12 protein-coding genes and 3 pseudogenes are annotated in these 14,037 nt (G+C 66.8%); 9 read left to right on the top strand and 6 right to left on the bottom strand.

The window, feature by feature from the left end; translation table 11 throughout:
- Window positions 1–15 precede the first annotated feature (15 nt).
- Window positions 16–858 (bottom strand): DUF4190 domain-containing protein, encoded by an 843-nt coding sequence (locus ACIQD7_RS13505; protein ID WP_402441672.1) that lies wholly within the window; start codon window positions 856–858, stop codon window positions 16–18.
- A 197-nt stretch (window positions 859–1,055) separates the two neighbouring features.
- Here ACIQD7_RS13505 and ACIQD7_RS13500 point away from each other — a divergent pair, with 197 nt between their 5' ends.
- Complete coding sequence (locus ACIQD7_RS13500) at window positions 1,056–1,775, top strand: DUF998 domain-containing protein (RefSeq protein ID WP_402441671.1); 720 nt, start codon at window positions 1,056–1,058, stop codon at window positions 1,773–1,775.
- The gene (locus tag ACIQD7_RS13495; protein ID WP_402441670.1) at window positions 1,772–2,680 is read left to right on the top strand and encodes an alpha/beta fold hydrolase; all 909 of its coding nucleotides are present in this window, start codon (window positions 1,772–1,774) and stop codon (window positions 2,678–2,680) included. The genes ACIQD7_RS13500 and ACIQD7_RS13495 overlap by 4 nt, the downstream gene beginning before the upstream one ends.
- A 4-nt stretch (window positions 2,681–2,684) precedes the next feature.
- Here the strand turns inward: ACIQD7_RS13495 and ACIQD7_RS13490 are convergent, their stop codons facing one another.
- From ACIQD7_RS13490 to ACIQD7_RS13475, 4 genes are all read right to left on the bottom strand, one after another.
- Window positions 2,685–3,104, bottom strand: coding sequence for a CBS domain-containing protein (locus ACIQD7_RS13490; protein WP_121831441.1), 420 nt, complete (start codon window positions 3,102–3,104; stop codon window positions 2,685–2,687).
- A gap of 162 nt (window positions 3,105–3,266) precedes the next feature.
- Window positions 3,267–3,890: a DUF305 domain-containing protein gene (locus tag ACIQD7_RS13485; protein WP_402441669.1), complete on the bottom strand. Its 624-nt coding sequence runs from the start codon at window positions 3,888–3,890 to the stop codon at window positions 3,267–3,269.
- A gap of 2 nt (window positions 3,891–3,892) precedes the next feature.
- A complete protein-coding gene (locus tag ACIQD7_RS13480) occupies window positions 3,893–4,570 on the bottom strand; it encodes a DUF3105 domain-containing protein (RefSeq protein ID WP_121831442.1) in 678 nt (225 codons plus the stop codon).
- Window positions 4,571–4,661: 91 nt separating this feature from the next.
- Window positions 4,662–5,009: a hypothetical protein gene (locus ACIQD7_RS13475; protein WP_402441668.1), complete on the bottom strand. Its 348-nt coding sequence runs from the start codon at window positions 5,007–5,009 to the stop codon at window positions 4,662–4,664.
- A 288-nt stretch (window positions 5,010–5,297) separates the two neighbouring features.
- Here ACIQD7_RS13475 and ACIQD7_RS13470 point away from each other — a divergent pair, with 288 nt between their 5' ends.
- Both ACIQD7_RS13470 and ACIQD7_RS13465 read left to right on the top strand, forming a co-directional pair.
- On the top strand, window positions 5,298–6,659 hold the full coding sequence (locus tag ACIQD7_RS13470; protein ID WP_030222136.1) for a glutamine synthetase family protein: 1,362 nt from the start codon (window positions 5,298–5,300) through the stop codon (window positions 6,657–6,659).
- Between the two features lie 578 nt (window positions 6,660–7,237).
- A pseudogene (locus ACIQD7_RS13465) lies at window positions 7,238–7,891 on the top strand (IS5 family transposase); the annotation flags it as partial.
- A gap of 2 nt (window positions 7,892–7,893) precedes the next feature.
- On the opposite strand, the pseudogene ACIQD7_RS13460 reads toward ACIQD7_RS13465, so the two are convergent.
- Window positions 7,894–8,007: pseudogene (locus ACIQD7_RS13460) on the bottom strand (IS5/IS1182 family transposase); the annotation flags it as partial.
- A gap of 417 nt (window positions 8,008–8,424) precedes the next feature.
- On the opposite strand from ACIQD7_RS13460, the gene ACIQD7_RS13455 reads away from it, so the two are divergent.
- The 5 genes and pseudogenes from ACIQD7_RS13455 to ACIQD7_RS13435 all read left to right on the top strand — a co-directional run bounded on the left by ACIQD7_RS13455 (window position 8,425) and on the right by ACIQD7_RS13435 (window position 13,960).
- Complete coding sequence (locus ACIQD7_RS13455; RefSeq protein ID WP_402441667.1) at window positions 8,425–11,538, top strand: restriction endonuclease; 3,114 nt, start codon at window positions 8,425–8,427, stop codon at window positions 11,536–11,538.
- Between the two features lie 421 nt (window positions 11,539–11,959).
- A pseudogene (locus tag ACIQD7_RS13450) lies at window positions 11,960–12,046 on the top strand (glutamine synthetase); the annotation flags it as partial.
- 2 nt (window positions 12,047–12,048) lie between these two features.
- Window positions 12,049–12,459 (top strand): barstar family protein, encoded by a 411-nt coding sequence (locus ACIQD7_RS13445; RefSeq protein WP_402441666.1) that lies wholly within the window; start codon window positions 12,049–12,051, stop codon window positions 12,457–12,459.
- A gap of 20 nt (window positions 12,460–12,479) precedes the next feature.
- On the top strand, window positions 12,480–13,316 hold the full coding sequence (locus tag ACIQD7_RS13440) for a hypothetical protein (protein ID WP_402441665.1): 837 nt from the start codon (window positions 12,480–12,482) through the stop codon (window positions 13,314–13,316).
- 8 nt (window positions 13,317–13,324) lie between these two features.
- A complete protein-coding gene (locus ACIQD7_RS13435) occupies window positions 13,325–13,960 on the top strand; it encodes a DUF6461 domain-containing protein (RefSeq protein ID WP_402441664.1) in 636 nt (211 codons plus the stop codon).
- The last annotated feature ends 77 nt before the right edge of the window (window positions 13,961–14,037 follow it).

The raw sequence follows: 14,037 nt of genomic DNA, 5'->3' as shown, positions 1-14,037 counted from the left end.
CCGCACGCCCCCGCGTCAGCCGGTGTGCTTCACGGGCCCGGTCCAGATCACCGGCTCGTACTCCAGGAGCTGCGGGGCCAGTTCCACCTGCATCTCCCCGTCCGCGCCGGCCGGCAGCGAGAAGGCGAAGCCGCCCTTGGTCTGCTTGCCCGGGAGCACCTTGCCCTGGAACATCTCGGTCGCCCGGCTGCCGTCGAAGATCGCCCCCGCCGCAGCCCCCTCCGCGTCGCTCGCGTCCGGCAGGGCCGTGGTGACGTCGATGACCTTCTTGCTGCCGTTGACGATCGTCACGGTCACCCGGACGGCGGTGTCGCCCTTCTCGTACCCGGCGGCGAACCGGTCGGGCCGGTAGGGGAGGGGCTCGGAGACGGTGACCTTCACCCCGTCGTCGTACGTGTGGGTCTTCCCGAACGCCAGCACCGCCGGACCGGTCTCGGTGGGCTCCGGCACGCTCTCCCGCGTGCTCTCCGGCGCCGGGGCGGGCGCGACGGAGGACGTCGACCCCCGCCCGTGCGTCCCGTCGTCCGCTCGGTCGGCCGCGAACGCCACGACGAAGACGACCAGCCAGGCGAGCGCGACGACGATCGTCACGGAGCCGAGGACGATGCCCGCGATCGCCTGCCCCCGGTCGTTCGTCTCGCCGCGCCGGGCACGCCCGTGGCCGACGACGCCGAGGACGAGGGCCAGGATCCCCAGGATCCCGCCGAGCCAGAAGAGGAACGGGACGATCCCGAAGACCAGACCCACGATGCCGACGACGAGGGCGGCGACTCCGAGCCCGGAACTCCGGGGCGGCGGCGCCTGGAACGGCGGCGGCTCCCAGGCGGGCGGGCCGGGGGTGTGCGCGGGCATGGTCATACGAGGTCCTCCGAGCTGATCCGAAGCCCTGACGTTAGACCGGCCGCACTCGCCCTGGCCAGGCATTTCATGGGCGATGCGCGTTCGTGACCCACCCCCGCCCCGCATCGCGGTACGCCTGCCGCACGCCCACCCCCGCGCCGCCCGTTCGGCCCCTCCCCGGGAACCTCCGCCCCCGCCCCCGCGTTCGAACCCATATGTCCAGGAGTGTCGCGCGAACGGCCGCTGCCCTGTTGGCCCTCGGTGCGCTCGCGTACACCGCCTGGGTCCTCGAAGTCCTCGTCCGGACCGGTCTCGACCCGGTCCGGACGTACGTCTCCGAACTGGCCGCCGCCGACCAGCCCCTCGGCGGCCTCTTCCGCGCCACCGACCTCACGGCCGGCCTCCTGGTCCTCGCGGGAGCCCTGACGGGCCTGGCGGGGACGTGGAGGAGGCGGCCCGGCGGCCGTACGAGCCGTACGACCGGGCGCGACTCCTGGGCCGTCGGCGGCTGGATCGCCCTCGCCGTCTTCGGGGCCGCCACCGTCGCCGACTCCCGGCTGCCGCTCAGCTGCGCCCCGACCGTCGACCCCGTGTGCGCGGCGCGCGAGACCGCCGGACTCGTCCCCGCCACCCACGCGGCCCACGCCGTCAGTTCGAGCCTGGCGATGACGGGCGCGCTCGCGGCCCTGGTCGCCCTGACCGTCGCCGCCCGCCGGCACGACCGCCGCAGTCCCCTCGCCCGTACCGGACCGGCCCTGGTCGCCCTGGAGTTCGCCGCCACCGCCTGGACCCTCGCCGCCGTCGCCGCCTTCGAGGCCGGGAAGGGCGTCTGGGCGCTCGGCGCGGGACAGCGGCTCCAGGTCCTCCTGGTGGCCGCGTGGCTCGCCGTCCTCGCGCACTCCCTCGCCACGGACGGCCGGGAGGGACGGCGGTGACCTTCGTACGGATCGGGGGCGTCCCCCACCACGTGGTGGCCGAGGGCTCGGGACCCGTCTGCGTCCTGAGCGCCGGCCTCGGCATGAGCTGGTTCGACTGGGACCCGGTCGTCCCGCACCTCGTCCCGTACCGCACGGTCGTCCGCTTCGACCGCCCCGGCCACGGCCTCTCCGCCCCGGCGGCCGTCCCGCCGACGGCGGCGGGCGAGGCGGACCGGATCGCGGCCGTCCTCGACGCGCTCGGCCACCGGGGACCCGCCACCGTCGTCGGGCACTCGATCGCCGGGTTCCACGCGGAGGCCTTCGCCCGGCTGCACCCGGCCCGTACCGCCGGCCTGGTCCTCGTCGACTCCTCGGTGGAGGAGGACCCCCGGCCGTCCCGCACCACCGCGCCCGCCCGCCTCCTCGGCGCCGTCCTCTGCGCCGCCGGCCTCCCGGCGGCCCTCGGCCCGACGGTCCGGAACCTCACGGTCCGGGCGGGAACGGTACGGAGAGGCACCCCGGACGCCGACCCCGGCCCCGGCCCCGCCCGTACCGACCTCGGCCCCGCCCGTACCGGCCCTGCCTCCGCCCCCGCCCGTACCGACCCCGCCCTCGTCCGCCGCGTCTACCGCACCTCGCGCGTGCTGCGCGGCACCCTCCTGGAGAACGCCCACTACGGGGCCGTCGCCGCCGAGCTGCTCGCCCTGCGGGAGGACCGCCCGCTCCCGCCCGGCCTCCCCGTCACCGTCCTCGCCGCCCCCGACGGCTCCGCCCGCTGGGAACGGCGCCAGCGCGCGCTGGCCCGGCGGCTCGGCGCCCGCTACGAGGCGGCCGAACCGTCGGGCCATCTGGTCATGCGGGACCGCCCGGACGCGGTGGCCCGGGCGGTCCTGGACGTCCGGAGCGGTCAGGACGACGCGTAGACGCTCATGAAGACGCGTAGACGCTCATACAGAACGCCTTGATCTGCTCGTCCGACAGATGCTGCGCCAGCTCCGCCTCGCTGATCATGCCGACGAGCCGCTTCTCCTCGATGACGGGCAGCCGCTTGATCCGGTGGCTCTGCATCTCCTCCAGGACGGCGCCCACGTCGGCGTCCGACTCGACCCAGCGCGGAGTGCCCTTGGCCATCTCGCCGCAGGTCACCTTGGACGGGTCGTGGCCCATGGCCACGCAGCCGACGACGATGTCGCGGTCCGTGAGGATGCCGCAGAGACGTTCGTTCTCGTCGGCGATGGGCAGCGCGCCCACGTTCAGGTTGCGCATCAGCTGCGCGGCGCGGTCGAGCGTCTCGTGAGCCGGGATCCACTGGGCCCCGGGGTGCATGATGTCCTTCGCCGTGGTCATGGGGTCGCGTACCTTTCGTCGTCGAAGTCGAACGTCGTACGAATCCCCGAGCCCACCCATTGTCGGCGCACGACACGGCCCCCGCGACTTGTCGGCGTACGGCACGGCCCCCGCGACCGCAACGGGTCACGGGGGCCGACGCCTTCCCTCACAGGCCCGGGATCAGGCCCCGCGCTCCTTCAGCATGTCCGCCATCAGCAGCATCTCGGACTTCTGCGCGTCGACCATGCCCTGGGCGAGCGCGCGCTCGGCGCCCACCGCGCACTTCCGCACGCAGCCCTCGGCCATGTGGACCCCGCCCCTGTGGTGCTCGGTCATGAGCTTCAGGTACAGGATCTCGGCCTCCCGGCCGCTGGCCTTGCGGAGTTCCTCGATCTGCGTCTTGGTCGCCATGCCCGGCATGAGCGCCCCGTCCAGCGGACCGGTGTCGCCCGAGCCGCCCATGCCCATCCAGCTCATCGGCTCGACGCCGGACTCGACCTTGGGCAGCCCCCACAGGTCGAGCCAGCCGAGCATCATGCCCCGCTGGTTGGCCTGCGTGTTGGCGATGTCGTACGCGAGTCGGCGCACGGCCTCGTCCTTCGTCCGGTCCCGGACGATGAACGACATCTCGACGGCCTGCTGGTGGTGGACCGCCATGTCCCGGGCGAACCCGGCGTCCGCCGAAGCGGAGACGGGCGTGGCGGGCGCCTCGTCGCGGTCCGCGGAGGCGACCGTGACGGCGCCCCCGGCGAAGAGCAGCGCGAGGGCGACGGCGGTGATCGCCGCCCCCTGCGTGCGGTTCACCTTCACTGGCCCATCCCGGCGCCGGCCGCGCCCTCCGCGTCCAGACCGCCCGTGCAGGCCGCGCCCGGCTCCGGGGTCTGCGGGCCCTGCACGTACTTGGTGAGGAAGGCGTCGATGCGCGGGTCGTCCGCGCCGTCCACGGTCACCTGCTTGCCCCAGGCCGACAGCATGATGGCCCCGGCCTGGTCGTCCACGGGGCTCATCAGCGTGTACTTGGTCTTGCCGACCTTCTTGGCCAGCGCGTCCACGTCGCCCTTGGCGGCCTGCTTGTTGTACGTCACCCAGACGGCGCCGTGCTCCAGCGAGTGCACGGCGTTCACCTCGGGGATCGCCTTCGTGTAGACGTCGCCGTCGCAGTTCATCCAGACCGGGTTGTGGTCCCCGCCGACCGGCGGCTTCATGTCGTACTTCACGGCCGTCTGGACGTGGTTGCGGCCGAGCTTCGCGGGGTCCCAGGTCTTCTCGGCGGAGATCGGGGCCTTGGCGGCGGCCTCCTTCTTGTCCTGCTCGTCGGACTTCTTCATCAGCACGAAGCCGCCGAAGCCGACGAGGCCGAGGACGACGACGGTCGAGACGCCGATGGTGATCAGACGGTTGCGGCGCTCGCGGGCCTGCTCGGCGCGGCGCATCTCCTCTATTCGGGCGCGGCGGTCGGCGTTGGAGGAGCGGTTGGCGGCCATGGTGGTGTCGTCCTTCTTCGGAAGTGGGGGTGGAGTTCGGTTCGGGCACGGACGTGCGGTGACGGCGGCGGTCGGGCCGCCCTCGGACCGTCTAGGTCCGGAGAACCTGAAGGACGTGCAGGTCCGGCGCGCGCGGCCGGACGCCGGAGCGGCGCGCCGGCCCGTCGCCGGAGACCGGGGCGAGACGCGGAAGCCCGTCCGCCGCCTGGAGCGGGGGATCGAGCGGGGGCGTGCCGAGCACCGCGGGGGAGAGCGAGGGGAAGAGGGAGCAGCCGCCGCGGTCGTACGGGCAGACGTACTCGACGGGGACGGCGGCCGCCGCCCGCGCCTCCTGCTCGGGGGCCGCCCCGTGATGGGACCCCGGCCCCGCCTCCGGTCCGGTCCCCAGACAGAAGAAGAGCGCGGCGAGGAGCGTCGCCACGGCACTCACCAGTGCCATGGGACGCGCGTGCCGGGACGGGCGTACGAGCCGTGGGGCCCCCATGGGCCGAGATCGTAGTGGGCGGAGGCCCTCCGTGGGCCGAACGGGGTACCACTGAGTACCGGAGGGCGGACGGGAGAGGAGGAACGGCGGCCGGGAAGGTCCCGTCCCCCGTTACCTGAGTCACAACCGAGCAGGCAGTATGGGTGTGCAACGTGCGCGAAACCATGTGGTGGGATGCTCAGGTGCCCCCGAGTGCCCGAGGCGGTGGGACAGGCGGCCTGACCAGCGAGGATGGGTGTGGAAATGGACAAGCAGCAGGAATTCGTGCTCCGTACGCTCGAAGAGCGCGACATCCGCTTCGTGCGCCTGTGGTTCACCGACGTGCTCGGCTTCCTCAAGTCGGTGGCCGTGGCGCCGGCCGAGCTGGAGCAGGCCTTCGACGAGGGCATCGGCTTCGACGGCTCCGCGATCGAGGGCTTCGCCCGGGTCTACGAGTCGGACATGATCGCCAAGCCGGACCCGGGCACGTTCCAGATCCTGCCGTGGCGCGCGGAGGCCCCGGGCACGGCCCGGATGTTCTGCGACATCCTGATGCCGGACGGCTCGCCGTCCTTCGCGGACCCGCGCTACGTCCTGAAGCGGGCCCTGGCCAAGACCTCGGACCTGGGCTTCACCTTCTACACCCACCCCGAGATCGAGTTCTTCCTCCTGAAGGACAAGCCGCTCGACGGCTCCCGGCCCACCCCGGCCGACAACTCGGGCTACTTCGACCACACCCCGCAGAACGTCGGCATGGACTTCCGCCGCCAGGCGATCACCATGCTGGAGTCGATGGGCATCTCGGTCGAGTTCTCCCACCACGAGGGCGCGCCGGGCCAGCAGGAGATCGACCTGCGCTACGCCGACGCGCTCTCCACGGCCGACAACATCATGACCTTCCGCCTGGTCATGAAGCAGGTCGCCCTCGAACAGGGCGTCCAGGCGACCTTCATGCCGAAGCCGTTCTCGGAGTACCCGGGCTCGGGAATGCACACCCACCTCTCCCTCTTCGAGGGCGACCGGAACGCCTTCTACGAGTCGGGCGCCGAGTACCAGCTCTCGAAGGTCGGCCGCTCCTTCATCGCGGGCCTCCTGAAGCACGCGGGCGAGATCTCGGCCGTCACCAACCAGTGGGTCAACTCGTACAAGCGCATCTGGGGCGGCTCGACGCGCACGGCCGGCTCGGGCGGCGAGGCCCCTTCGTACATCTGCTGGGGCCACAACAACCGCTCGGCCCTCATCCGCGTCCCCATGTACAAGCCGGGCAAGACGGGCTCCTCGCGCGTCGAGGTCCGCTCCATTGACTCGGGCGCCAACCCCTACCTCACGTACGCCGTCCTCCTCGCCGCCGGCCTCAAGGGCATCGAGGAGGGCTACGAACTCCCGGCCGGCGCCGACGACGACGTCTGGGCCCTCTCCGACTCGGAACGCCGCGCGATGGGCATCGAGCCCCTCCCGCAGAACCTCGGCGAGGCGATCTCCCTGATGGAACGCAGCGAACTGGTGGCGGAGACCCTGGGCGAGCACGTCTTCGACTTCTTCCTGCGGAACAAGAAGCAGGAGTGGGAGGAGTACCGGAGCGAGGTCACGGCCTTCGAGCTGCGGAAGAACCTGCCGGTGCTGTAGGCGCAGTTCAGGGCAGGTAGAGCCTGGAACTGATGCTCAGGGCCGACGGTGGCGAACCGTCGGCCCTGACTCGTCTCACTCGCCTTGGGCCGTTCTCGGGCCGTCAGGGGTGGAAACAATCATGCTCATGGGTCGTGCTTCCTCTCTCGGGGTTAGGACGGCCCGAACCGAGGCCCCGGTACTCCAACACCACGGCCTCTCGCCGTATGGAGTCGTGGGTACTTCCGGCTCCATGCCACCCCGCTCGCACAGCAACCCCGAAGAGAGGAACGGACGGAGTAGGCAACTGGCCACAGCCGAGCGACTGCGGGCATTAGATGAGGCGGTGGGCGTGGTCGCCTCACGGGTCCAGCAGGGGTGGCGTCTGGATTCTTCGTCGGAACATGTGGACCTCTTCGATGTCGAGCGATAGGAATTGAGCACTGCAAGGGAGACCTCGTCCCCGCTCTCCAGTCGTTGCTCGCTGTCACCGGGCCACCTCGCCAGTCTGGCCGAAACCCTGTCCTCTGGCCTTCAGCGAGATCGCAGCGTCCCCGGCTTGAACGCACTTCGCCAGGGGGTGTCTTTCCGATCATCGGATCGTTGGTTCGGTCGTGAGGGATGGGGAGATTTCTGACGACGCCTGGCGGTGGTTGAACCGTTGCTGCGGCCCGTGGGCCGGGCCTGGGGGCGGTGGCGAGATCACCAGCAAGTGCTTGAGGGCATCGTATTCAAGTTCCGCGTCGGTCTGCCCTAGAGGGATCTGCCCGCTGGACCGCGGACTGCACCTTCGACCGCCTGCCGGCCGCCGCTCAGTCCCGGGCGGAGGCGGACCAGCTGGTCGCGATCGACTCCACGATCGTGCGGGCCCACCAGCACGCGGCTGCCAAAGGGGGCTTGAAGAGCGCGGCCTCGGACGCTCCCGCGGCGGGCTGACCAGAAAAATCCACCTTGCCTGCGACGGGCGGGGCCGGCCTCTGGCCTTCGTGGTCACCGCGGGCAACCGCAACGACTGCACCCAGGCAGAGACCGTCATCGGCTGTATCCGCGTGGCCGGGCCGGGTCCGGGAAGACCCCGGACCCGGCCCGAGCACGTCGTCGCGGACAAGGGCTACTCGGCCCGCAGTTTCCGGGCCTACCTGCGTCAGCGCGGGATCAAGGTCACGATCCCCGAACGTGTCGACCAGCTCGCTGGCCGGAAACGGCCCTGCAGGTTCGACAAAGCCGTCTACCGGCGTCGCAACGTCGTCGAATGGATGCCGGTGTGGAGCATGAACAGGTTCCCGCACAGAGCCTGCCGGTCCGGCACCCGCCCCGCCACCAGCTTCGGGGCCGGAACTGGCAACAACGGCTCGACCAGCGACCACAGTTCGTCCGAGACGACCTACGGCCGAGAGTTCCTCTTCCCCACGAACGGACCAACGAGCAACCAAGCCGACAGGCACATGAGCAACAGCTTCTGTTAGAACCTCTAAGCGTGCAGCCGCTTGACGTCAGAGAAGGGGTACGCCGTGGCTGGGGCGGTCGACTCCATGGCTTTACGGAGCCACTTTAGCGCGAGCCTCGCAGGTCATGGCCCCAATGTCATGCCTTACCGGGCAGTTCTACAGACCGCCCGACGCGCCACAAGTTTACGGGGCCATGATCACTTGCGCCAAAGCAGCGCCACCCCAAGCCGCTCCACCGTCCGTCTCGCACCAATTTTGTGGTTCACGCTACGCCTGGCCTCGCCTTGCGTCAGACTGTGCTCACCAGTCCCTGTCCGGACGTCGAAAAGGACCTCACCGTGCTTGGTAGCCGCAAGAATCGTGTCTTGATTGCTGTTCTTGAGTCAGACAATAACAAGCGAGGAGACCTCTTCGGTCGAGCCACGCAAGACCTTTTCCACGCGCTGGGGTACGAAGATTTCACAACGAACGTACACAAAGCTGGTCGCGAAATCGACATCAAAGGGAAGCATCGCACCGAAAAGCGAACCTTGATAGCAGAATGCAAAGCAACAAAAAGCGCAGTCGGGGGAGCCGACCTGAATAAGTTCGCTGGTGCTGTCCAGGCCGAAAAGGCCCGTGATCCGGTTGCGTCAGCTTACTACGTTTCACTGGGGGGATTTACTTCTCCTGCGCTAGAGCAGGAGAAAGAAGTGGGGCACCGTATGACCCTACTTGATGGCCCAAAGATAGTAGATGAGCTAGTTCGAGGCCGTGTAATTGTCGATCGTAGCGTCGCAGCGGTAGTCGCAGGAACTTGCGAAGGTCTCCCTGCGGGGGCAAAGTTGGCGGAAAAGTCCGCCCTATTGATTCATGAGGTTGGCTGGATTTGGTCCTTTTTCTTTAAGGTCGGTGGTAAGTACTCCTTCTTCACCCTTGTCCACGCGGACGGCCACGGATTGCACCAGGATCTATCGCGGACGATCATTGATGCAGATTCGCGTTCTTCGAATCTGTTTCGAGGACTTGTGTATGTAGGGCCGCGCAACTTCGAAGATCTTTCGAAAAATGACGAAGCCAAAGAGGAGTATCTTTCCTACCTCGAAAGAGAATTTGGCCGCATTACCTTGGAGGGGTTGCCGGCCGATCAGGAAGTGGGGTCAAAGGCCATCCGCCTAGAGTCCCTCTATGTTCCCTTGCATTTGAATCCAATTCCTCGGCAAGAAAAAGTCATGGAAGTGGACCAAGAAAAGGGAGAGAGGATCGCACAGCCAGGCACTGAGGCTCCCAGGAAAAAGGTAAGCGAGATCCTAAGCTCTACCAAGCATATTGCGATCCTTGCGGCCCCTGGAGGCGGTAAGACCACACTTCTGAAACGAATCGCGCTTGCATACGCATATAGCGACCGCCGAGACGAAGTGTCAGATGAGCTACCCGCCGAGGACTGGTTCCCACTTTTCATCCGCTGTCGCCAGCTAGGTTCCGGTGTGCGTAACCCCATTACGGAAATCATTGAGGGAATACCCCGGCAGGCGGAAAGGCCAGACCTCGCTGAGAGTTTTAAGCAGATAGCAACCGCTGAACTGAAGAGTGGGAAAGCCCTTCTTCTGGTGGACGGCCTTGATGAGATCAGTGACAGCAGTGATCGAGCAGCCTTTGCGGCACAGCTTAGAACGTTCATTGGTACATACCCGGCTACGCGAGTCGTCATCACCTCACGGGAAGCCGGCTTCCGAGTCGTCTCGGGTGCAATGTCCACTGTCTGCTCGCTGTACCGAATTGCCGACCTGTCGAATTCTGACATCCATACACTTTGCCGGACTTGGCATCATGCAGTTGTGGGAGGTAGTACCGAGTCGGCCAACAAGCTGGCCAAGTCGATCGTAAGTAAGCCACGTGTACGAGAACTCGCCATTAATCCGCTGCTTTTGACGACCCTACTACTGGTTCAGCGATGGCTGGGCGAGCTTCCGCAAAAGCGGAGTGTTCTATATGACAAGGCTATCGAGGTCTTGCTCATGACTTGGAACCGAGAAGGTCACGATCCGATTGATCGTGATGAGGCAATTCCCCAACTGGCTTATGCCGCCTTCACCATGATGAAGGAGAAGAAGCAGGCCATCAGCGCAAAAGGGCTAAAGGATCTCTTCGACGAAGCTCGCGCCGCCATGCCAGAAGTATTGGGGTATGCCAGAGTTTCTTCCACTGACCTCATTGATCGCGTGGAGGAGCGTAGCAGCCTGCTTGTGCAGAGCGGTCACATCGTGGAAGATGGCCAATTGCGGCCCCTTTACGAGTTCAAGCATCTAACCTTTCAAGAGTATCTGACCGCGCAAGCGTGCGTGGAGTCCTGGAACCCAAATCGCGATAAGACGGACGACTATTCTGAGATTCTCAGACCGTATCTCAACGACGAGTCATGGAGTGAGGTCGTACCCCTAGCAGCGGTACTAGCAGGACATCGTGAAGCGAAGAAAGTGGTCACCCGTCTGATTGAATGCATGAATGACTTGGACCAGCAATCGCCTGACTCTAGCCGCTTTCCGGCATCATGGGGATCTCCGGTTTACTCGAATCTGGCCCAATGCTTGATTGATGAAGTGCAGATCATGCCAGGGCTTGTGCAGGAGTCGATTGATTGCCTAATCAAAGCATCAGGGCCTCGCGAAGATGAACTGATTATAGATCTCTGTCAAGGGAAGTTCGCGGAAGAGATCCCGGGCGTCGCTTGGAGAGGATATTCTCGCCTTGATGAAAGCGCACTTCATTATGGAAGCTCGCTCGCCACGTATACGCTTTGGACCTCTCAGCATAAGCTCCCTATCGTAGAGACTCTGAGTCAGCTTCTGTCTTCAAAGGATGAGAGGGAAGCTGTAACGGGAGCTGCTGCAGTTATGGCGCTCAGCTTCATGAAGCAGCAAGCGTCGCGCGAGAAGAGGCCTACCACTAAACTCTTTCAGTTGGATTTGCACGCCTCGCTGACTGTTCAGGATTTCTCTACGCTAAAAAGTCTGCTGCGTGAGGGTCTCGCACGCCATTCTCAGTCCCAACCTTTTCGGATGATGGCAACGTGGACTCTCTGCTGGCTTGCCTCACTTGCCACTTGGTCTGACGAGGAGATCAGTCAAGCGATCGAGTACCTACTTGAGTACTGGCAAGGATGCCCCCATGCGGAAGGGAAGAGGGTAGCGGCGTGGTCCATTTGGGCACTTCCTCTAGCCTCTCCTGATCATTCAATCTCAATTTCAAATCCGAGGCAGGTGAGGAGCTTTTTCAAGCAAGAAGCAGCGCGGGAGAGGAAGAGTCAACGGTTCTATGTGAATGATGTGGGGCGTGCAAGTGTGATTATTTCGTACTACGCAGGGTGGAAAATCGACTACCCGACCAGCGACGGGAAACTACACGATGGCGACATCCTGGGAAGGCAGTGGTCCGAGAAGCTAGCCCGAATTCGCGCTAGCCGACCTAATTGATGAGGCGTCAGGCAGGCGGCGCGAGCGGGTCAACTTGTGTCGCTAACCGAGCAAGTCGCTTAGGATACTTGAGTGTTGACTGACATCCATCCATGAAATCAACGAGCGCGTACATGAGTACACAGGCCCGGCCGCGCTCGGTCTCGCTACCCAGACAGCTTCATTGCTGATCCGGGCAGCGACTGAACTCTAAAGCGGTGGTAGCCGATCGGCCAACGCAGGCAAGCCAGTGCCTTCCAACAGGGTGGTCCATGCCTATTCGGTGAGGGGGTGCTGCTGGTGGAGAGGCTTACGCGGAGTGGAGAGTCGGGCCGTCCGAGGGCGGCCCAGGGGCACCGACACCCAACAGCAGTCACCAGTTCCCAAGCGCTGGAACCTAGATCAGCAGCAGGCGTCCGACGCCAGCGGGGAGGTTCGTCACTTCCTCCGCAACAAGAAGCAGGAGTGGGAGGAGTACCGCTCGGAGGTCACGGCGTTCGAGCTGCGGAAGAACCTGCCGGTCCTGTAGGGATGCCGGAGATCCGCGGCGGCTTCCACGAGGTCCCGGCGTCGAGCGTGCCGGAACTCCTCGCGGAGGCCGCCCGCCGGGGCGTGCCCGCCTTCACGCTGTCGACCGGCGGCCGCACCGACAAGGAGGCGTTCTTCCACGCGGTACGGGAGACCTTCCCCCTGGACCCGCCGCTCAGCGCCACCCGCCACGTGTGGGACGCCCTGGCCGACTCGCTCTGGAGCGGCCTGCACGGCCTGGGCGCGCCCCACGCGGTGGTGGTCTGGCCTGATGCCGGGCCCGTCGCGGAGGCTCACGGGGATTACGCGATCGCCCTGGACATCCTCCGCGACCTGCCACCGACCCTGGCGGACCCCCGCTGCACCGCGGGCCGCCGTACGGAACTCTCGGTGTACGTGGCTTCCGCGTCGTGACGCGACGTACGGTTCGGGCCATGGCGATCGAATTCGGCGAACCCCGCAGGCTGGGCGTCCCCTCCTCCGACGCGCGGCTGCGCTTCGAGGTGGAGACCCAGGAGGTCGGGGGCGGGCCGGGGCGCAGGCTGCTCGTGGTGGACGGGGATCCCGCCTTCGAGCTCAGCTTCTGGTGCGGGACGTGTCCGCTGCTGTTCCGCCGGCTGGTCACCGCCCAGGAGAAGCTATCCCTGGAGAGCGTGCGGGAACTGCTCACCGGGACGCTGGCCGATCCGGACGAGGGCGGTGTCCTGGACACGTTCGGCGCGCTGCTGCCGGAAGGCGAGTACCTTCCGATGCTGCTCCGCGTGGAGCCCCGGCTCGTCGTCCCCGGCAAGGACGGCGACTACTTCAGCGGCGAGCAGGTGGACACCTGGGGCCTCAACCAGTTCTGGGGGCTCCCCGAGTACCCGCACACGCCGTACTACCGGACCTTCGAGACGGAGGTCGACGCGGCCGCGCACCTCTACGAGTTCGTCGTGCCCATGGTTCCCCCGACGTTGAACGAGAGGCGGCGGGTGGAGGAGTACGCCGAACTCATGGGACGGGGGACGGTCCCGACGGCCGTGGCGGTCTCCACGCTCGACGTGTGCGAACCCGCCATCGGCTTCGGGCACGACCACTACCGGCACTGGGGCCTGACCCACTTCCTCCTCGACGGGCACCACAAACTGGAGGCCGCGGCCACGACCGGCCGCCCGGTCCAGCTCCTTTCGCTCCTCGCCCCGGGCGAGGGCCTGGCCCGCCCCGAAGACCACGCCCTGCTCCCCGCCCTGCGGGCCCGGCCCCGCTCGGACCGGGCCACAATGACGGCATAACCGACGGAATGACCTGGCTCGCCACTCCTCAATCGATCGCCTACGGCGGCTACTGCGTGCTGCTGACGCGTGGCCTGGACGAGGAGGAACTGGTGTCCCGGCTCGCGGGGGCGGCGATGTACGGGGGCCGACGCGTGCCGCGGTCGCTGGGCGAGCTGACCGGCGAGGACCTGATCGAGGTGCTGGAGGATGAGTACGGGGACTACCCCACGGAGGCGGCCCTGCGTTTCGGCCGGGACGGCGAATGGGTCTTCGTCGTCCTGTACGGCGGCTGGCAGGACGAGTTCGGGAGCCTCGCACCCGTCTCGCGCGACGGCGCCCACGTCTTCCACCTGGAGTTCGAGGAGGAGAACGGCAAGCCGGTGCCGCCGTGGTTCCACTACTTCCACGACGAGCGACTCCTGTGCGACTTCAACCTGCACCTGGACCACTCGTGGGGCTCCGCCGGCGTGGGCGGGGACCCCGAGGTGGCCCCGCAGCTCGAGCGTCTGCTCACGGCCGCCGGCCTGCCCGACGAGAACCTCCCTCCCGGGGACGCCCACCGCACCTCACTCCACGTCGTCGAACGCCACTTCGGCCTCTCCTTGCCCCGCGCCCGGGTTCTGGAGGGGAAACTTCCCTCCGTGGTGCTGGAGATCGGCTGAGCCGGGTCGGCCTGCCTGCTTGAATGCGTGTCCTTCTGGTGGCATGAACCCGCAGGTCAGAGGCCAGTTTCATCCTG

The organism is Streptomyces sp. NPDC093071 (assembly GCF_044754545.1).
Lineage (GTDB): Bacteria > Actinomycetota > Actinomycetes > Streptomycetales > Streptomycetaceae > Streptomyces.
Note: the sequence above shows the minus strand (reverse complement) of the source record. Positions and strands in the feature narration are given on the sequence as shown.

Excerpts from the sequence above, each read along its gene's own strand:
- ACIQD7_RS13490 (WP_121831441.1), bottom strand. The coding sequence starts at position 3,104 with ATGACCACGGCGAAGGACATCATGCACCCCGGGGCCCAGTGGATCCCG.
- ACIQD7_RS13480 (WP_121831442.1), bottom strand. The coding sequence starts at position 4,570 with ATGGCCGCCAACCGCTCCTCCAACGCCGACCGCCGCGCCCGAATAGAG.
- ACIQD7_RS13445 (WP_402441666.1), top strand. The coding sequence starts at position 12,049 with ATGCCGGAGATCCGCGGCGGCTTCCACGAGGTCCCGGCGTCGAGCGTG.
- ACIQD7_RS13505 (WP_402441672.1), bottom strand. The coding sequence starts at position 858 with ATGACCATGCCCGCGCACACCCCCGGCCCGCCCGCCTGGGAGCCGCCG.
- ACIQD7_RS13500 (WP_402441671.1), top strand. The coding sequence starts at position 1,056 with ATGTCCAGGAGTGTCGCGCGAACGGCCGCTGCCCTGTTGGCCCTCGGT.
- ACIQD7_RS13475 (WP_402441668.1), bottom strand. The coding sequence starts at position 5,009 with ATGGCACTGGTGAGTGCCGTGGCGACGCTCCTCGCCGCGCTCTTCTTC.
- ACIQD7_RS13470 (WP_030222136.1), top strand. The coding sequence starts at position 5,298 with ATGGACAAGCAGCAGGAATTCGTGCTCCGTACGCTCGAAGAGCGCGAC.
- ACIQD7_RS13440 (WP_402441665.1), top strand. The coding sequence starts at position 12,480 with ATGGCGATCGAATTCGGCGAACCCCGCAGGCTGGGCGTCCCCTCCTCC.
- ACIQD7_RS13435 (WP_402441664.1), top strand. The coding sequence starts at position 13,325 with ATGACCTGGCTCGCCACTCCTCAATCGATCGCCTACGGCGGCTACTGC.